The sequence below is a fragment of the Cronobacter sp. HA18003 genome (assembly GCF_011605905.1).
GTDB lineage: Bacteria > Pseudomonadota > Gammaproteobacteria > Enterobacterales > Enterobacteriaceae > Cronobacter > Cronobacter sakazakii.
Window position 1 is genome coordinate 211,821 of the sequence record NZ_JAANQO010000023.1, and the last position, 18,190, is coordinate 230,010.

Sequence of the window (18,190 nt, forward strand, 5' to 3'; positions counted from 1 at the left end):
CAGGCATGTCGGATTTTCTGTTATTTATCAGCGAAATATTATGGGAATCAGCGATGCTGTACCTGCTCGCAGGCGCGGGTCTCTGGTTCTCCTGGCGCACACGGTTTATTCAGTTCCGCTATCTGCGCTTTTTCCCGCGCGCGTTAAGCCGCAGCCTGCGCCCTTCCGGCAGCGGGCTGACGGCGTTCGAAGCGCTCTGCACCAGCATCGCCGCGCGCGTCGGCAGCGGCAATATCGCGGGCGTTGCGCTCGCCATCATCAGCGGCGGGCCGGGTGCCGTGTTCTGGATGTGGGTCGCAGGCCTTATCGGCATGGCCACCTCTTTTGCTGAAAACGCGCTGGGCCAGCTCTATAAAGGGCGAGACAGAGACGGTTATTTTCGCGGCGGGCCCGCCTGGTATATGGAGCGTGGGCTCGGCATGCGCTGGCTGGGCGTGCTGTTTTCCCTCTTTTTAATCTTCACTTTCGGACTTCTCTTTAATGCCGCGCAGGCGGGCGCGCTCTCAAAAGCGCTTAGCAACACCTTCACTCTCTCCCTGCCCGTCAGCAGCGGAGTGCTGGCTTTGTGCCTGCTGCCGATGCTGGTGCTCAGTTTTAACCGTGTGGCGCGCCTGATGCGTTTCGCCGTGCCGCCAATTGCAGGCATCTGGATCATCACGGCGCTGGTAGTGATGGTGATGCATATCGCCGCGCTGCCCGAGATCCTCTGGCTAATCGTTCGCAGCGCTTTTGGCTGGCATGAAGCCGCCGCTGGCGCGGCTGGCTGGACGATAAGCCAGGCGCTGACCAGCGGTTTTCAGCGCGGTATGTTCTCCAACGAAGCAGGGATGGGCGCGTCGCCCAATGCGGCGGCGGCGGCCACCTCATGGCCGCCCCACCCTGCGGCGCAGGGTATCGTGCAGATGATCGGCGTGTTTGTCGACACGCTGGTTATCTGTTCGTCTACCGCGTTTATCGTGCTGCTGGCGTACCCGTCTGCGACAGCGACCGACGGACTGACGCTCGCGCGCGAATCGCTGGGTCTGCTCGCTGGCCCCTGGGCAAAAGATCTGGTGGCAGGCGTGATTGTGCTCTTCGCGTTTATCTCCATCGTCGCCAATTACGCCTATGCCGAAAACAATCTGGTGTTTTTGCGCCGCTATACGCCGCCTTATCGCTGGCTGCTGCGCACGTCAGTCATCGCGATGGTGTTTGCCGGGCCGTTCCTGAATCTGCCGCTGCTGCGCCAGGTCGCCGAAGTGGCGATGGCGTTAATGGCCGTCATGAATCTCACCGCCATTCTGCTGCTCTCGCCGGTCGTGAAGTGCATTGCTGACGACTACCTGCGCCAGCGTAGGCTCGGCTTACGGCCCGTCTTTAACACCGATCGCTACCCGGAGATAGCGCGTCAGGTGGAACCGGAAGTCTGGCGCAGCGCGCCGCTGGATTAAGCGCTTTCAATCGCAGCCATTGGTTCACTTTGCGGCGTTCTTTGGTAGAGTTTCGAGAAAACCAAGAAAGGAAACGTCATGCTGATTCTTATTTCCCCCGCCAAGACGCTGGATTACCAGAGCCCGCTTGCCACAACGCGTTTCACGCAGCCTGAACTGCTCGATCATGCGCAGCAGCTTATTGATGTGGCCCGCCGCTTAACCGACGAAGAGATTGCCAATCTCATGAGTATCAGCAGCAAGCTGGCGTCGCTGAACGCCACTCGTTTTAATGACTGGCAACCGGATTTCACACCGGATAACGCCCGTCAGGCGATTCTGGCGTTTAAAGGTGACGTTTACACAGGCCTGCAGGCGGAAACTTTCAGCGACGCGGATTTCGATTTCGCCCAGCAGCACCTGCGGATGCTTTCCGGGCTTTACGGCGTGCTGCGCCCGCTCGATCTGATGCAGCCGTACCGTCTGGAGATGGGCACGCGGCTCGCCACCCCGAAAGGCAAAGATCTTTACAGCTTCTGGGGCGAGACGATTACCCAAAAACTCAACGAGGCGATCGCCGCTCAGGGCGATAACGTGGTGGTGAATCTGGCGTCAGATGAATATTTCAAAGCGGTGAAGCCTGCGAAACTGAACGCGGAAATCATCAAGCCGGTGTTCCTCGATGAGAAGAACGGCAAGTTTAAAGTCATCAGCTTCTATGCCAAAAAAGCGCGCGGCCTGATGAGCCGTTACATCATTGAACATCGCCTGACAAAACCGGAACAGCTGACGGCGTTCGACAGCGAAGGTTACTTCTTCGACGAAGCGTCATCAGCAGGCAACGAACTGGTCTTTAAGCGCCACGAGCAATAAAAAAGCCGCCTGCGAGACAGGCGGCTTTTCCCTTCATTCAGCCTGCGCCGCTTACGGCGCTTTGCTCATCATCAGTTCACGCAGCGCAGCGAAATCCGCCGGCAGCGAATGCGACAGCAGCGGCAGATCGACGCGTTCGGCAAGCTCCGGCGGGAGTTCCAGCGTTTCGCCAAGCACCGCTTCCACGCTCTCTTTGAATTTCGCCGGATGCGCGGTGCCGAGGAACAGCCCGTACTCGCCAGGGCGTAGCTGATCGCGCAGCGCGCGGTAAGCCACCGCCGCGTGCGGCTCAGAGAGATACCCCAGCTCGCGCAGTTCGCGCATGGTTGCCTTTGTGGTGTCATCGTCGATGGTTGCCACACCCAGCTCGTTAAGACGCCAGATTTTACGGCGGAAGAGTTCTTCCACGCGCGGCCAGTTGTTTGGCTGTGACACATCCATCGCGTTCGAGAGCGTCGCCACCGTCGCATTCGGCAGCCACTCGCCGTGTTGCAGGAAACGCGGCACGGTGTCGTTGGCATTGGTGGCGGCGATAAAGCGCTTCACCGGCAGCCCGGCGGATTTTGCCAGCAGCCCGGCGGTGAGATCGCCGAAGTTGCCGCTCGGCACCGACACCACCAGCTGGTTGCGGGCTTCCTGCGGCAGCTGCGCGACAGCTTCAAAGTAGTAGCAGATCTGCGCCAGCAGGCGGCTGATGTTAATGGAGTTAGCAGAGTTAAGGCCAAGTTTCGCCTTCAGCTCTTCGTCATCAAACGCCTGTTTCACCAGCGCCTGACAGGCGTCGAAATCGCCGTCGATGGCGACGGTTTCAATATTGCCGCCAAGCGTACAGAACAGTTTTTCCTGCAGCGGGCTGATTTTGCCGCGCGGATAGAGAATTACTACCTGCACGTTTTTCAGGCCGTAAAACGCGTGGGCTACTGCCGCGCCCGTGTCGCCGGAGGTTGCAGTCAGAATGGTTACCGGTTTATCGCCGCTGATTTGCGTCAGCATCTGCGCCATAAAACGGCCGCCGAAATCTTTGAACGCCAGCGTCGGGCCGTGGAACAGCTCCAGACAGCCGATATCTTCCGTTACCTGGCTTACCGGCGCCGGGAAGGTGAACGCCTTTTCCACGCGCTGACGCAGCGTGTCCGTCGGAATTTCATCGCCGATATAAGCGGAGAGGATTTTGCTGCTGCGGGAGACAAAATCCATCTCCAGCATTTCGTCGATCTCAGTCAGGCTGAATTCCGGCAAATCATGCGGGAAAAACAGCCCCTGATTTTTACCCAGTCCCTGCGTGACGGCCTGCGCAAAGCTGACCTGCTCGTTATGATCTTTCAGATTATAAAGTTTCATGCGTTATCCCAGTACTCGTGCGCCAGCCGTGTCGAGACGGCAAATATGTACAAAGCCTTCCTGATTTTGCAGATAGTGCTGCTTCAGCCACTCTGCCACCCGCTGCGCGGTGTCGGTTTTATCGCAGACCGCGAACAGCGTCGGGCCGGAGCCGGAGATCCCGCAGGCGAGCGCTCCGGTCTCCAGCGCCGCCTGACGCGCCTCGCTAAAGCCCGGCAGCAGTTTTGTGCGGTAAGGCTCGGCGATGACGTCACGCATCAGTTTAGCGGCAAGCTGCGGCTGGCGCGTATGGCAGGCGTGAATAAAGCCCGCGAGATAGCGCCCGTGGCTGATGCAATCCTGACGGCGATACTGCGCCGGTAAAATCGCCCGCGCCTCGGCGGTAGAGACTTTAATGCCCGGATACGCCATTACCCACAGCCACTCATCAAAGCACGGCACCGGCTGGCTGATAATGTTGTTTTCTTCCAGCATCAGCTGCAGCCCGCCCAGAAAACAGGGCGCGACGTTATCGTAATGAATGCTGCCGGAGATGCGCCCTTCCAGCTCGCCCATCAGCGTCAGCAGGCGGTCATCGCTAAGCGGCTTGCCGCAAAATTCGTTCATCGCCATCAGGCCCGCGACCACCGAACAGGCGCTGGAGCCTAGCCCGGAGCCTATCGGCATATTTTTTTCAAGCGTCATGGCGACCGGCACGGTTTTGCCTATCTCCTGACAAAAACGCTCCCAGCACTGCCAGGCGATATTTTCGCGCGGCTCGGCGGGCAGCTTGCTGACGAAGCGCCCGGTGTTGGTCAGCGAAAATTCCGCCGCCGCTTCCACCGTTACGCAGTCGCCCAACAGCTCGCCATTCACCGGCGATACCGCCGCGCCTAATACGTCAAACCCCACGCTGACGTTGCCAATGGAGGCCGGGGCATACACTTTAACCATCTTAAACTCCTAACTTCCATGACAGGGTGCGCAGCAGATCGGCGAACACGCCCGCCGCCGTGACATCATTACCTGCGCCGTAGCCGCGCAGCACCAGCGGCAGCGGCTGATAGTAACGGCTGTAGAACGCCAGCGCGTTTTCGCCGTTTTTCACTTTATAGAGCGGATCGTTGCCGTCAACGGCGGCGATTTTCACGCGGCAGACGCCATCTTCTTCAATGGTGCCGATATAACGCAGCACTTTGCCTTCATCGCGGGCCTGCGCCACGCGGGCGGCGAACTCGTCGTCCAGTTGCGGTAGACGCGCCATAAAGCTTTCGGTATCGCCGCTGTCGTCAAAGCTTTCCGGCAGTACCGGCTCAATAACGATATCGCTAAGCTCAAGATGGCGGCCTGTTTCACGCGCCAGGATCAGCAGTTTACGCGCCACATCCATGCCGGAGAGATCGTCGCGCGGATCCGGCTCGGTATAGCCCATTTTGCGCGCCATCGTGGTTGCTTCAGAGAGGCTCATGCCCTCATCCAGCTTACCGAAGATAAAAGAGAGCGAGCCGGAGAGAATGCCCGCGAAGCGTTGCAGCTCATCGCCCGCATTCAGCAGGTTTTGCAGGTTTTCGATTACGGGCAGCCCCGCGCCAACGTTGGTGTCATAGAGGAATTTGCGGCGCGACGCGGCGGCGGCGTGGCGCAGCTGGTGGTAGTACGCCATTGACGACGTGTTAGCCTTTTTGTTGGGCGTCACCACGTGGAAGCCTTCGCGCAGGAAATCGGCGTACTGATCCGCCACCGCCTGGTTAGACGTACAGTCGACAATCACCGGGTTCAGCAGATGATACTCTTTCACGAGACGGATCAGGCGGCCGAGATTAAACGGCTCGTTGGCCTCTTCCAGCGCCGCGCGCCAGTTCTCCAGATCGAGACCGTGAACGTTGGTCAGCAACGCGCGGGAATTGGCGACACCGCAAACGCGCAGATCGATATGCTTCTGCTTGAGCCACGCCTGCTGGCGCTTAAGCTGCTCCAGCAGCGCGCCGCCAACGCCGCCGACGCCGATGACAAACACTTCGATTACCTGATCGGTGTTAAACAGCATCTGATGCGTGACCCGCACGCCGGTGGTGGCGTCATCATTACTCACCACCACAGATATAGAACGCTCAGACGAGCCCTGCGCGATCGCCACGATGTTAATGTTGGCGCGGGCGAGCGCCGCGAAGAATTTGGCGGAGATGCCGCGCAGCGTGCGCATGCCGTCGCCCACCACCGAGATAATCGCCAGCCGCTCCATGATGGAGAGCGGCTCCAGCAGCCCTTCTTTCAGCTCCAGATAGAATTCCTCTTCCATTGCTCGCTGCGCGCGGGCGCAGTCGCTTTGCGGCACGCAGAAGCTGATGCTGTACTCTGAGGACGACTGGGTTATCAGCACCACCGAGATCCCGGCGCGGGACATGGTCGCGAACACGCGCGCCGCCATCCCCACCATGCCTTTCATGCCGGGGCCGGAGACGTTAAACATCGCCATATTGTTCAGGTTGCTGATGCCTTTCACCGGCAGGCCATCTTCATCGCTGGACGCGCCAATCAGCGTGCCTGGCGCCTGCGGGTTACCGGTATTTTTAATCAGACAAGGGATCTGGAACTGGGCGATGGGGGTAATAGTGCGAGGGTGAAGAACTTTAGCGCCGAAGTAGGAGAGCTCCATGGCCTCCTGATACGACATCGACTTCAGGAGCCTGGCGTCCGGCACCTGGCGCGGGTCACAGGTATAAACGCCATCGACGTCGGTCCAGATCTCACAACAGTCGGCGCGCAGACACGCCGCCAGCACTGCGGCGGAATAATCAGAGCCGTTGCGCCCGAGCACGACCAGCTCGCCTTTGTCGTTCCCGGCGGTAAAACCGGCCATCAGGATCATATGATCCGCCGGGATTTTGCTGGCCGCGATGCGGCGGGTGGATTCGGTGATATCGACCGTGGATTCAAGGTAATGGCCGACCGCGAGCAGTTTCTCCACCGGATCAATGACCGTGACTTTATGGCCGCGCGCCTCAAGCAGCGCCGACATAATAGCGATTGAGAGTTTTTCGCCGCGGCAGATCAGCGCCGCGTTGATGCTGTCCGGGCACTGGCCGAGCAGGCTGATGCCGTGCAGCACATGTTTAATTTGGGCGAATTCCTGATCGACCAGCGCTTTCATCTGCGCATACGGGAATTCAGGCTGGGCGTCGCTGAGGCCTTTCAGGAGTTCGGCAAAAATACGTTCGGCATCGCTGATATTCGGCAGGGCATCCTGGCCACTGATGGTTTTTTCAATCATCGCCACCAGATGGTTGGTGATTTTTGCGGGGGCAGAAAGAACGGTCGCTACCTGCCCCTGCCTGGCATTGCTCTCCAGAATGTCGGCGACACGCATAAAGCGTTCTGCGTTCGCGACCGATGTACCGCCGAATTTCAACACTCGCATTGTTGTTACCCCTTGATTTTATGCCGAAAAAAAAGCCCGCACTGTTCAGGTGCGGGCTTTTTTCAGTTTTTCCTGTACGCGTCAGCCCGCCCCGTTACCTGTGGTAATGGTGGTGGTAGTAATAATGGTAGTCAGGCTGATGCGAATCATGGATGTTGTGTGCTCTGTACTTTTCTGTTTTCTGTCCTGTATCTCTATTGGTTAAAGTAATCGTCAGGTTAAGTCAACGAATATTTCATTTACGCACCGGCCGAAACTTTCCCCACGGATACCGATAAAAGCCGCACTCACGGCCCGAAAAACCGGCAAACGCCCTGCCTCTTTAGCATTTAATGCTATCCAATGGAGACATATCAGCATTTCAGCCCGCCACTTTTTTATCGATATCGTGCAGCAAACGATGCAGCATTGCGGTGTCGCGCTGCTCAAGCAGCCCGAGACGCTGCTGTAACCAGTCGGCCATTTTGAGGTCGTCTGCCACCCCGAGCGTCGCCAGCAACGTATCAATGCGCAGACGTAACGCTTTCAGCTGTTGCTCATCGGCGGCGGGTGCGACAGCAGGCACGTTTTGCATCAGCGCGGTTAACTGATAGCAGTACACCATCACCGCCTGGCCCAGATTGAGCGACGGATAGTCCGCCACCATCGGCACGCCGGTCAGTACATCGGCCAGCGCCAGCTCGTCGTTGGTCAGCCCCGAATCCTCACGGCCAAACACCAGCGCCGTGACCGGCAGCCAGGCCGCTTTCTCTTCAAGCAGCGGCAATAACTGTTGCGGCGTCGCGTAATAGTGAAATTTGGCGCGGCTACGCGCCGTGGTGGCGACAGTAAAATCCACCTCTTCCAGCGCGGCGGCGAGCGTGTCGTAATGCCTTGTATTGTCGAGAATATCGCCCGCGCCGTGGGCAACGCGCCGTGCGGCCGGGTCGAGATGAGCTTCACTGGCGACGATCCGCAGTTCGGTAAATCCCATGGTTTTCATCGCGCGCGCGGCGGCACCGACGTTTTCAGGTCTGGCGGGAGACACAAGAATAATGGGCAAACGCATAAGGCTTTTAATGATCCTGTTGTGGAGGTAAATATCAGCGCGCTAATTAATACGCGTCGCGAATTTACATTTTATATACAATTACAGCATGAAAGTGACAGTAAAAACGATAAATAATAGTTATGAATAATTCAGAAAAGCGCGGCTTAATTATGCTTTAAAAGCTGTCTTATGCGGCTGTTTAGCATCAAAAAAAGCCATATAAATTCCGCTTGCTTATCGGATTCACCTTGTTTATTAATTAGGATACGAAATTATCCGTATTGTTATTCAAATGTAACCAAAGTTAGTTCTTCGCTGCGACGATCTCATCAAACTGTTAACGTGCTACAATTGAACTTGATATATGTCAACGAAGAGTAGTTTTATTGGGTGTTGGTATCGTATCATCCTGTTATGTTGCTGTTAAAATGGTTAGGATGACTGCCGTTTTTGACACCGTCGGGTCCAGAGGGAAAAGTACCCACGACCGAGCTAATGATGTTGTTGACGTTGATGGAAAGTGCATCAAGAACGCAATTACGTACTTTAGTCATGTTACGCCGGGCATGTTAATTTATGGCATGCAGAAGGCAGGTCAGGGACTTTTGTACTTCCTGTTTCGATTTAGTTGGCAATTTTTAGGTAGCAAACATGCAGACCCCGCACATTCTTATCGTTGAAGACGAGTTGGTTACACGCAACACGTTAAAAAGTATTTTCGAAGCAGAAGGCTATGATGTCTCTGAAGCCACCGATGGCGCCGAGATGCATCAGATCCTGTCTGATAATGATATCAACCTGGTTATCATGGATATCAACCTGCCGGGTAAAAACGGTCTGCTGCTGGCGCGTGAACTGCGCGAGCAGGCGAACGTCGCGCTGATGTTCCTGACCGGCCGTGATAACGAGGTGGATAAAATCTTAGGCCTTGAAATTGGTGCCGACGATTATATCACCAAGCCGTTTAACCCCCGCGAGCTGACTATTCGCGCCCGCAACCTGCTCTCCCGCACCATGAATCTCGGTACGGTGAGCGAAGAGCGCCGCAGCGTGGAAAGCTACAAGTTCAACGGCTGGGAGCTTGATATCAACAGCCGTTCGCTGATTAGCCCTAACGGTGAGCAGTACAAACTGCCGCGCAGCGAATTCCGCGCGATGCTGCATTTCTGCGAAAACCCGGGCAAGATCCAGACCCGTGCGGAACTGCTGAAGAAAATGACCGGTCGCGAGCTCAAGCCGCATGACCGTACCGTTGATGTGACCATCCGTCGCATTCGTAAACATTTCGAGTCCACGCCGGACACCCCGGAAATCATCGCCACCATTCATGGCGAAGGTTACCGTTTCTGCGGCGATCTGCAGGAATAAGGCGTTTCGGCGCCACGCAAAAAGGGCGGAATTTCCGCCCTTTTTTATTGCCCGCGTTTTACTTCCAGAGCCGGAACCGCTCCTCCTGCGGTGCAGGCGTCAGGCGCTGATAGCGTGGTTTCGCGGGCGTCAGCGCATACCAGTCGATATGGCGCGTCAGCAGCATCACCGCCGTCAGCGCGACGAACAGCAACCCGCTGCCGAGCAACAGCGCGAAATCCTGCGAGCGCAGCAGTTGCCAGAGCACGCCGTCGAGCGCCAGCAGACCACCGGCGAACATCAGGCTGCGCCGCCACCCTTTCAGTACCGCCTGAAGATAGAGCGCGTTCAGCCCCGCTCCTGCAAGGCTTGCGGTAAGCCAGGCCAGGTTAAAGCCGATATGCTCTGAAAATGCCAGCAGCAGCAGATAAAACATCACCAGTGAAAGCCCCACCAGCAGATACTGCACCGGGTGCATCGTAATACCGCTGAGCGTTTCGCAGACGAAAAACGCCATATAGGTGAGCGCTATCAGCAGCACGGCGTATTTCACCGCCCGGTCGGTTAGCTGGTACTGATCCACCGGCGTTGCCACCGTCACGCTAAACGCGGGCAAGTTGCGAAGCGTCACGCTCTGCGCGTCATGAAATTCACTGTCGATATTGTTGGCATACCAGCTGCTGCGCCATTTCGCCGCAAAACCGCTGGGGGAAATCTCCCGCGTCGCTGGCAGGAAATTGCCATAAAAACCCGGATGCGGCCAGTTGCTGATAAGCGACAGCTCGCTGTTGCGGCCCAGCGGCACGACGGAAAACGCGCCGGTGCCGTTCAGCTCCAGTGAGAAACTGACTGCGAGCGTCGGGGAGTTCAAAAGCTCAGCAGGTACGATGGCATGCAACCCCTGGCCGCCCTCTTCAAGACCGGAACCGGGCTCCACCGCCAGCGCCTGCCCGTTGATTTTCAGCGCGCCCACGTTACCGATGCCGCGAGCATCGCCCACCGCCATCACCAGCCGCGGGTCGCCCAGCTGATACTGCGCGCCGGGGTTGAGCCCCTGTTCAGGCAAGGTAAAGCGCGCTTCCAGCACGATATCGCTGCGCCAGACTTGCCCTTCGTAAATGCCGATATGCCGCGGCTCAACCACCTGCTTTCCCGTGACCACCAGCGACTCCGGCAGCCAGTAGCGAATAAAACTGCGCTGTTTGGTGACGTCTTTGCCCCCTTCCGTCACGGTGGTGATTTCGGTTACCGGAATGGCGATAAGCGGCCCCACCAGCTTTTGCGGCCCGCTGGTGCTCTGCTCAAGCGAGCGGGACACATCGTCGCGATAGTCGGCACGCTCGCCGATAACCACGCTCAGAATACGCAGTGGAATTAACAGCAGCGCCATACAGCCCAGCAGCGCCAGCCCTTTTAACATCAGTGGTGATTTCAACATAAGCCTCTCCTCTTCGATGCTGCCGAAGATAGAGAGCTTATGTGGGGTGGAAATGAAGTTATGTGAAGCGTCGGTGAAGTCAGGCGAGCGGTAACGTCAGCCGCGCCTCAACGCCGCCTTCAGGGCGGTTAACTAGCGCTATCTCGCCCTGGTGAAGCCGCGCCACTTCCTGCACAAAAGCAAGGCCGAGCCCGCTGCTCTTCTGCCCGCTCGCGCGCGGCAGTGAATAGAACCGCTCGAAGATACGCGCCAGCGCGTAATCCGGAATACCGCTGCCGGTATCCGTTACGCGCACGATAACGCGCTCGCCCTCCTGCCACGCGCCAAGCGTTATCTCACCACCAGGCGGGGTGAAGTCGAGCGCATTGACAAGAAGATTGCCGATGGCCTGGTGCAGCAGCGCCTCGTCGCCCGCCACGCGCAGGCTGCCGGGAGCGGGGTCGATAGTGAGCCGCACCGATTTTTGCAAAAGCGTCGAGGCATGCAGCTCCGCGAGCGTGGCGAAAAGCGATGCCAACAATACCGGCTCAGGCACGATCTCCAGCCGGTTTTCCAGCTTCGCCTGCTGCAACAGTTTTTCAACCAGCGCCTGCATACGCGCGTTTTGCTCAAGAATATTGTCGCAAAAGCGCTGTGCCACCGCCGGCGGCGGTGATTCACGCAGGATCTCCGCCGCGCCGCGAATGCCTGCAAGCGGGCTTTTCAGCTCGTGAGTCAGCGCGTGGACGTACTGCTCGATATAGTTTTTACCCTCCAGCCGTACGCGCATATTTTCCAGCGCCTGGGCGAGACGTCGCAGCTCGCTGCTGCCGGGGTCAGGCAGCGGCAGCGGTGCGGCTTCGGTGACCGAATCGGCGTAACGCACCAGTGTGCCGATGGAGCGGTTAATCCACAGCACCATAACGATGCCGGTCAGCAGCGCGATACCGAGCAGCGCCACGCCCGCCATCATGATCCGGTGTTCGCTGCGCCTGATCACCGGCGCAAGCGCGATATTCGGCTTGCCCACGCTCAGCACGCCGATGATGCGCCCGGCGTCGCGCACGGGCGCGGCGACATACATTACTGTGCTGTCAGGGTCGTCCGGATGCAGCGGCGAACTGCGCGCGCCATACTTGCCGCGAAGCGTCAGCCAGACATCGTTCCAGCGCGAATAGTCCTGCCCGACTGCCGCGCCGCTGGAGTCAAACACCACGCGCCCCTGCGCGTCGGTCAGGTACACGCGGTATTCATTGCGCTCTTTTTTAATGCCGCTGATGTTGGCGTTGACCGGGTAATGATTTAACCGCTCAAAGGCCTGCGCCAGCTGCCCGTCGCGCGGATGGCCCGCCAGCAGATCGTCACGGGCGATTTCCGCCAGCAGCGTGGCGGTGTCATTAAGCGAGCCCTCTGTCGCACGCCGCACGCCGGGTTTGATCTCCTGCACGAAAATCGTGAGAACAAACCAGGCCGCCACGGCGACGATCAGAAAGTAGCCCAGCAGCAGCCGCATGCCGATACGCATCAGTTTACCGCCAGGCTGTAACCCAGCCCCCGATGCGTATTGACAGGCGACACGTCAGGATTCACCGCGCGCAGCTTGGCACGCAGCGTTTTAATATGGGTATCGACGGTGCGATCGAAACTGTCGTTCGCATCTCCCCAGACGATATCCATCAGTTGCTGGCGCGAATAGACGCGCCCCGGCGCCAGCAGCAGCGTTTTCAGCAGCAGGTATTCATAGCGGGTGAGCGACAGCGGCTGACCACACCAGGCGATGTGCGCGGCCTCGTCATTGAGCTCGAAACGCCCCACCCGCACGACGGTCTGCGCGCCGCGCTGCTGCTTTTGCAGACGCCGCAGGATGGTACGCACACGGGCGCAAACTTCCCGAGGCGAAAACGGCTTGGCGACATAATCATCCGCGCCGATTTCCAGGCCAATAAGCTTATCGACCTCTTCGCTGCGCGCGGTCAGAAACAGCACCGGCAGCGCCGGATGCGCCGCCAGAAGCTGACGACACAGCTCAAAGCCGCTGATATCCGGCAGGCCCACATCCAGCACAACGAGATCGGGCAGCGTCTGGCGCGCGGCATCCAGCGCGGGCAGCCCGCGCTCAAACGTCCGCACCGTAAACCCTTCAAGCTGCATCACATATGACAGCGCTTCGCTGATGCTGGTCTCATCCTCCACCAGCCAGACGGTTGTCTGATTCATCCTGAATAGTCCTGTGAATTACCGGGCCTGACCCCACGGCATAATCGGTACGGCGCTCAGCGCGTTTTTCGGCGAGCCTTCGACAACTTTATCGGAATAGGTCAGATAGGCGAGCGTGTTGCGTTTCGCGTCGTAAAAACGCACCACCTGCAGTTTTTTAAAGACCAGCGATGTGCGCTTCTGGAACACCACATCGCCCTGCGCTTTCCCGGCTTTGATTTTATCGCTCAGTTCAATGGGCCCGACCTGCTGGCAGGAAATCGCCGCATCGGACGTGTCTTCCGCAAGCCCCAGCCCGCCCTTGATACCGCCGGTTTTGGCGCGGCTCAGGTAGCAGGTCACATTTTTGACATCCGGATCGTCAAACGCTTCCACCACAATTTTGTGATCCGGCCCCAGCCATTTAAACACGGTATCAACCGATCCAATTTCTTCCGCACGTAAACCGCCAGTTAAAGCCATAAACAATGCCGGAATTAATAACAGCTTGTATTTCATATTGTTACCATTCATTAAAGGTTACGTTTAGTGATTATTCACCGTTAAAACAAAAAACCTTACAGATCACATTGTTACTCAAAAATCCTGTTTTGCAGCAGTCCGCTCCGCTTTAACCGCAAAAGAAAACACTGAATGCCAGAAGAACAAAAAATGCTACTATTCGCTACCCACTTTTTCAGGCACTGCGTTTAAGGATGAGGATTAAATATGGATCAGTCTGGGATCATTCGGGATCTGCTCGCCTGGCTGGAAAGCCATCTTGATCACCCCTTGTCTCTGGACAATGTGGCGGCTAAAGCCGGGTATTCCAAGTGGCATTTGCAACGGATGTTCAAAGAGGTGACGGGCCATGCCATCGGGGCTTATATTCGCGCGCGCCGCTTGTCCAAATCCGCCGTTGCGCTGCGTCTCACTGCGCGCCCGATTCTCGACATCGCGCTGCAATACCGTTTCGATTCGCAACAGACGTTTACTCGCGCGTTTAAAAAGCAGTTCTCGCTGACGCCTGCGCTCTATCGCCGCTCGGCGGACTGGAGCGCGCAGGGTATGCGCCCGCCGCTGCGCCTTGAGCCGTTCACGCCACCGCCGCATCAGTTTGTCACGCTCGCGCCGATGCACCTCACCGGCCTCACCCAGAGCTATACCTGCTCGCTTGAGCAAATCTCGGTGTTCCGCCAGCAGATGCGTGTCCAGTTCTGGCGCGAATTTCTCGCGAACTGTCCGACCATTCCACCGGTCTTTTACGGCCTGAATGAATCACGCCCGAGCGTCGAAAAAGATGACGAGCAGGAAGTCTTTTACACCACCGCGCTGCCGGAGCCGCTGGCGGAAGGCTGCGTGGAGCACGCCCATCCGGTGACGCTGGAGGGCGGCGATTATGTGCAGTTTACCTATGAAGGACCAGGCACCGGCGTTCAGGAGTTTATCCTGACCGTCTACGGCACCTGTATGCCCGCACTGGGGCTGACGCGCCGCCGTGGTCAGGATATCGAGCGCTATTTGCTTACGGAGGCGTCCGGTGCCCAGGAGGGCGACATCAACCTGCGCTGCGAGTACCTGATCCCCATCCGCCGTTAACGCTGTAGCTCATCCAGCGCAGGCGCATCGAGATGCGACACATCGCCTGCGGTTTCCACCACCCAGCCGGACGCCAGCCACGGGCTCTGCTGATAATCGACACGAGAGATTGAGCAGTTGCGCAGGCGCAGTCGGCGCTCCGCATACGCGGGCAGACCGAGAATGGTGCTGACGAGGCAGCCAAGCGCCATACCGTGGCTCACCAGTAACGGGCGGCTTCCCGGCGGCAGATCGAGGCAGGCGTTCAGCGCGCCGTGCATACGCTCGCTCACTTCCTGCATCGATTCCCCTTGCGGAATACGACCATCCGGCGTGCCGTTCACCAGCTGGCGACGCCAGCCTTCTTCTTCTTCGCTGAGGGTGTCGAGATGACGGCGCTCAAGGATGCCCATATCCAGCTCGCGCAGGCGCGGATCGAGTATCACGTCGCAGCCGCAGCCCTGCGCGATAATCTCAGCGGTGCGCTGCGTGCGTCCCAGATCGCTTGTGATAATGTGCGTGATGCCAAGCGCTTTAGCGCGCTGCGCCACCTGCATGGCCTGGCGTTCCCCTTTTTCCGTCAATGGGCTGTCCGATTGCCCCTGGATGCGTCGCTCGGCGTTCCACTGCGTTTCACCGTGGCGAACCAGATATACCTGTAACATGCTTTTTATCCGTTATACTGCTGCGACTTTAAACGTCTGTGAGTGTGAATTGAATTATGTACCATGTTGTCTGCGCCACGACGAATCCAGCCAAAATTCAGGCGATTCTGCGTGCATTTAGCGAGATTTTCGGCGAAGCATCCTGCCATATTGACGCCGTCTCCGTCGATAGCGGCGTGCCGGAACAGCCGCTCGGCAGTGAAGAAACGCGCACCGGCGCACGCCAGCGCGTCATTAATGCCCGCGCGCTGCGCCCGCAAGCCGATTACTGGGTGGCGATTGAAGCCGGTATTGATGACGACAGCACGTTTAGCTGGGTAGTGATTGAAAGCGCAGACCAGCGTGGCGAAGCGCGCTCGGCGACGCTGCCGCTGCCTGCGGCGATCCTTAATGAAGTGCGCGCCGGAAAAGCGCTTGGGCCGGTGATGTCGGCCTGGACAGGCATTGATGAAATCGGGCGTAAAGAAGGGGCTATCGGCATTTTCACCGCCGGTAAGCTGACGCGCAGCAGCGTCTACCATCAGGCGGTGATCCTGGCCTTAAGCCCCTTTCATAACGCGATTTACCGCTGAGCCTGTAACAGCTCCTGCTCAAGCCACTGGCGCAGCTCCGGCGGCGCCGCTTTCAGGCTGTTAGAGCCGCGGGTGATCGTCGCGATCCCCGCGCCCAGTTCGCTTTTCAGCTCGCGCTGGCTCATCTCGCCGCGCAGCAGCTCTTCAATGATCCGCACACGCGTGCCGAGCGCGGCGCGTTCGTCCGGCGTCAGCAGCAGCGTCAGCAGCGGAAGATGCAGGTCGTTGTCGAAAGATTGTTTCAGGAGCGCCACAAAGCGCAGCCACTCCTGATTACTCTGTTCGGCCTGGGCCGCGGAATAGGTTGAATGTTGAGTCATCAGATGCCGCCATACTCGTTCACTAGTACGACAGAATAGCACAACGCCGCCGAATCAGTAACGGCGGCTCCACTCCGCATCGCTCATCAACACCGGCTTACCGCCCATGAAGTAACGGTAATAGGCATCATAAGCCAGCACGTTTTTCACATAACCGCGCGTTTCGGAGAACGGAATACTTTCAACAAACGCGACCGCATCGATACGCCCGGCGCTGTTGCCAAGCCAGGTGCGCACGCGCCCCGGCCCGGCGTTATAGGCGGCGGAGGCGAAAATACGGTTGTTGTCGAACATGCCATAGACGTACTGCAAATAGCTGGTGCCTATCTGGATGTTGGTTTCCGGGTCGAGCAGCTGCGCGCTATTGCTGTAGCCTGGCAGATTAAACATCTTCACCGTGTGGGTGGCGGTGCCCGGCATTAATTGCATCAGGCCAGCCGCGCCTACCGGCGAGCGCACTTTCGGGTTCCAGGCGCTCTCCTGACGGGCGATCGCCATCGCGTAACTCTGCGGAACGGCTTTGTCGCTCACGTAGCGGGCAAAGAGGTCTTTATAAGCCAGCGGGAAACGCTCTTCGAGCTGATCCCAGAGCTTACCGGCGATCGTCGCCTGCACGCTCAGATCCCACCAGTTGCGGTCAAACGCGTAACGCGCCAGCGCCGCCTGTTCCTGCTTGCTGCGACTGGTGACGAGATTCGCCCATTCGCTGCGCGCGGTGTTATCAAGCCCCCAGTACATCAGCTCGCGCACGCGCGCCATCTCCGGGCCTTCAAACAGCGTGGCGTTTACCGCTGGCGCTTTATCGACACGCAGCGGGTAATCTTCGCCAAGCCGCTGGGCCGCTGCCATCGGGTAGAAACCGCGCTGCTGCATCAGCGAATGCAGAATGGTTTTGGCCTCGTCGTCGCGCCCGCGCTCCATCAGGAGATCGGCCTGCCAGTAGCGCCATTCGTCTTTTTCTTTCGCCTCCATCGGCAGGCGCGCAAGCCAGGTGTTCAGCCCGCTGCGATCGCCGGTGCCAAGCGCCATACGCACCCGACGCTCAATGAGCGATGTGGATTCTGAACGCATGATCGCGTCGTCGCGCCAGCGGGCCTGCTCTTCGGTGACATCGCTGCCCATGAGACGCCACGCCACGATATCGCGCAGCTCCTGCGCCTGGGCGTCGTTCAGTTGCTGCGCCTGGATGAGCGAGGGGATCATCAGCCGCGCGTTTTCCACATCCTGACGGGCGACGCTTGCAAACGCCACCGCGGCCATCTGGCGCGTGAAATCGGTCGCGCCGACGCTGCGCACAAAAGTCATCACGCTGTTGGGATCGTTTGCCAGGCTCACCAGCGCGCTGCTGATGGTCTGATAATCCGGCGGCAGCTGGCTTGCGAGCGAGCTGACAAGCGACGTGTTGCCCTCTTTCATCGCAAGGCGAATGCGCTCAAGGTAAGCCAGCGGATCCTGCGCGCCGGACGTGCGCCACGCCTGGAAGAGGCGCTCGCACGCCGCAGGCAGGTTTTTGCCGGTCTGCCAGAGATCTTTCGCGCCCTGCCAGGCGCCCTGCGCGTCACCGGTGTTCCACTTCGCGTAATAGTAGTTGCACTGCGCCTCGGTGCTGCCAGGCGGTTGCGGGCTGAACGCCAGCAGGCCGCGCCAGTCTTCGCGGCGCGCCAGTTCGTTGACAAACCGGGACGTCAGCGTGCGCGCCGGCGGCAGCGTCGGGTTTGCCTGGATAAACTGCTGCACCGCGATAGTCGGCTCGTTCATGAGATCGTCAGTGAGCTGGCGATACTGCAAATAGGGATAGAGCGGATAGGTTTGCAGGGTGGGCATCATCTGCTCCACCACGTCCATCTGCCGGTTATCCCACGCTTGTTTGATCTGCGCATAGCGGCTGCGCTGCTCGTCGAGCGAATCGGCGCGTGCGGCCTGGCCGAGCGTCAGCAGGCAGACGCCCGCCGCCAGCCACCGCCAGACGACCTGTCTGGATGTTCCCACAATCCTTCCTCATGTTAATTGACTGACCGGCAGCCTCATGCCGCCTGAAATTCTCA

General features: G+C 58.5%; 17 protein-coding genes, 1 pseudogene and 1 other annotated feature. Of the genes and pseudogenes, 5 read left to right on the forward strand and 13 right to left on the reverse strand.

Features of this window, described 5'->3' with window-relative positions; translation table 11 throughout:
* Positions 1 to 5: 5 nt before the first annotated feature.
* Positions 6 to 1,430, forward strand: coding sequence for an alanine/glycine:cation symporter family protein (locus G6041_RS14995; protein WP_012125811.1), 1,425 nt, complete (start codon positions 6 to 8; stop codon positions 1,428 to 1,430).
* Between the two features lie 78 nt (positions 1,431 to 1,508).
* Positions 1,509 to 2,282, forward strand: coding sequence for a peroxide stress protein YaaA (yaaA, locus tag G6041_RS15000; RefSeq protein ID WP_012125812.1), 774 nt, complete (start codon positions 1,509 to 1,511; stop codon positions 2,280 to 2,282).
* 51 nt (positions 2,283 to 2,333) lie between these two features.
* On the opposite strand, the gene thrC is transcribed toward yaaA, so the two are convergent.
* The 6 genes and pseudogenes from thrC to yjjY form a co-directional block, all read right to left on the reverse strand.
* Positions 2,334 to 3,623 (reverse strand): threonine synthase, encoded by a 1,290-nt coding sequence (gene thrC / locus G6041_RS15005; protein WP_012125813.1) that lies wholly within the window; start codon positions 3,621 to 3,623, stop codon positions 2,334 to 2,336.
* A 3-nt stretch (positions 3,624 to 3,626) separates the two neighbouring features.
* Positions 3,627 to 4,556 carry a homoserine kinase gene (gene thrB, locus G6041_RS15010; protein ID WP_007781610.1) on the reverse strand — a complete coding sequence of 310 codons (930 nt, stop codon included), beginning with the start codon at positions 4,554 to 4,556 and terminating at the stop codon, positions 3,627 to 3,629.
* Between the two features lies 1 nt (position 4,557).
* Positions 4,558 to 7,020: a bifunctional aspartate kinase/homoserine dehydrogenase I gene (gene thrA / locus G6041_RS15015; protein WP_012125814.1), complete on the reverse strand. Its 2,463-nt coding sequence runs from the start codon at positions 7,018 to 7,020 to the stop codon at positions 4,558 to 4,560.
* A 25-nt stretch (positions 7,021 to 7,045) separates the two neighbouring features.
* Positions 7,046 to 7,163: a sequence feature (Thr leader region), on the reverse strand.
* Positions 7,102 to 7,170: a thr operon leader peptide gene (gene thrL, locus G6041_RS15020; protein WP_071601047.1), complete on the reverse strand. Its 69-nt coding sequence runs from the start codon at positions 7,168 to 7,170 to the stop codon at positions 7,102 to 7,104. (Overlaps the previous feature by 62 nt.)
* A 211-nt stretch (positions 7,171 to 7,381) precedes the next feature.
* A complete protein-coding gene (locus G6041_RS15025; protein WP_084999294.1) occupies positions 7,382 to 8,068 on the reverse strand; it encodes a tRNA/rRNA methyltransferase in 687 nt (228 codons plus the stop codon).
* Between the two features lie 394 nt (positions 8,069 to 8,462).
* Positions 8,463 to 8,604 (reverse strand): annotated as a pseudogene (gene yjjY / locus G6041_RS15030) (protein YjjY).
* A gap of 97 nt (positions 8,605 to 8,701) precedes the next feature.
* Between yjjY and arcA the strand changes: the two are divergent.
* Positions 8,702 to 9,418, forward strand: a complete 717-nt coding sequence (arcA, locus tag G6041_RS15035; RefSeq protein ID WP_007675752.1) for a two-component system response regulator ArcA — start codon at positions 8,702 to 8,704, stop codon at positions 9,416 to 9,418.
* A gap of 58 nt (positions 9,419 to 9,476) precedes the next feature.
* Here the strand turns inward: arcA and creD are convergent, their stop codons facing one another.
* The 4 genes from creD to creA all read right to left on the reverse strand — a co-directional run bounded on the left by creD (position 9,477) and on the right by creA (position 13,529).
* Positions 9,477 to 10,835 (reverse strand): cell envelope integrity protein CreD, encoded by a 1,359-nt coding sequence (gene creD / locus G6041_RS15040; RefSeq protein ID WP_012125816.1) that lies wholly within the window; start codon positions 10,833 to 10,835, stop codon positions 9,477 to 9,479.
* 79 nt (positions 10,836 to 10,914) lie between these two features.
* Complete coding sequence (gene creC / locus G6041_RS15045) at positions 10,915 to 12,339, reverse strand: two-component system sensor histidine kinase CreC (protein ID WP_054628574.1); 1,425 nt, start codon at positions 12,337 to 12,339, stop codon at positions 10,915 to 10,917.
* Positions 12,339 to 13,031: a two-component system response regulator CreB gene (creB, locus tag G6041_RS15050; protein ID WP_012125818.1), complete on the reverse strand. Its 693-nt coding sequence runs from the start codon at positions 13,029 to 13,031 to the stop codon at positions 12,339 to 12,341. The genes creC and creB overlap by 1 nt, the downstream gene beginning before the upstream one ends.
* An 18-nt stretch (positions 13,032 to 13,049) precedes the next feature.
* Positions 13,050 to 13,529 carry a protein CreA gene (gene creA, locus G6041_RS15055; RefSeq protein ID WP_004386283.1) on the reverse strand — a complete coding sequence of 160 codons (480 nt, stop codon included), beginning with the start codon at positions 13,527 to 13,529 and terminating at the stop codon, positions 13,050 to 13,052.
* A gap of 210 nt (positions 13,530 to 13,739) precedes the next feature.
* Between creA and robA the strand changes: the two genes are divergently transcribed.
* On the forward strand, positions 13,740 to 14,609 hold the full coding sequence (gene robA / locus G6041_RS15060; RefSeq protein ID WP_004386284.1) for an MDR efflux pump AcrAB transcriptional activator RobA: 870 nt from the start codon (positions 13,740 to 13,742) through the stop codon (positions 14,607 to 14,609).
* On the opposite strand, the gene gpmB is transcribed toward robA, so the two are convergent.
* On the reverse strand, positions 14,606 to 15,253 hold the full coding sequence (gene gpmB, locus G6041_RS15065; protein ID WP_004386285.1) for a 2,3-diphosphoglycerate-dependent phosphoglycerate mutase GpmB: 648 nt from the start codon (positions 15,251 to 15,253) through the stop codon (positions 14,606 to 14,608). The genes robA and gpmB overlap by 4 nt on opposite strands.
* Before the next feature lie 56 nt (positions 15,254 to 15,309).
* Here gpmB and yjjX point away from each other — a divergent pair, with 56 nt between their 5' ends.
* Positions 15,310 to 15,825, forward strand: coding sequence for an inosine/xanthosine triphosphatase (gene yjjX, locus G6041_RS15070; protein ID WP_004386286.1), 516 nt, complete (start codon positions 15,310 to 15,312; stop codon positions 15,823 to 15,825).
* On the opposite strand, the gene trpR is transcribed toward yjjX, so the two are convergent.
* Positions 15,816 to 16,145: a trp operon repressor gene (gene trpR, locus G6041_RS15075; protein WP_007767317.1), complete on the reverse strand. Its 330-nt coding sequence runs from the start codon at positions 16,143 to 16,145 to the stop codon at positions 15,816 to 15,818. The two genes, yjjX and trpR, sit on opposite strands and share 10 nt — an antisense overlap.
* 54 nt (positions 16,146 to 16,199) lie before the next feature.
* Complete coding sequence (sltY, locus tag G6041_RS15080) at positions 16,200 to 18,134, reverse strand: murein transglycosylase (protein WP_012125819.1); 1,935 nt, start codon at positions 18,132 to 18,134, stop codon at positions 16,200 to 16,202.
* Positions 18,135 to 18,190: the final 56 nt, after the last annotated feature.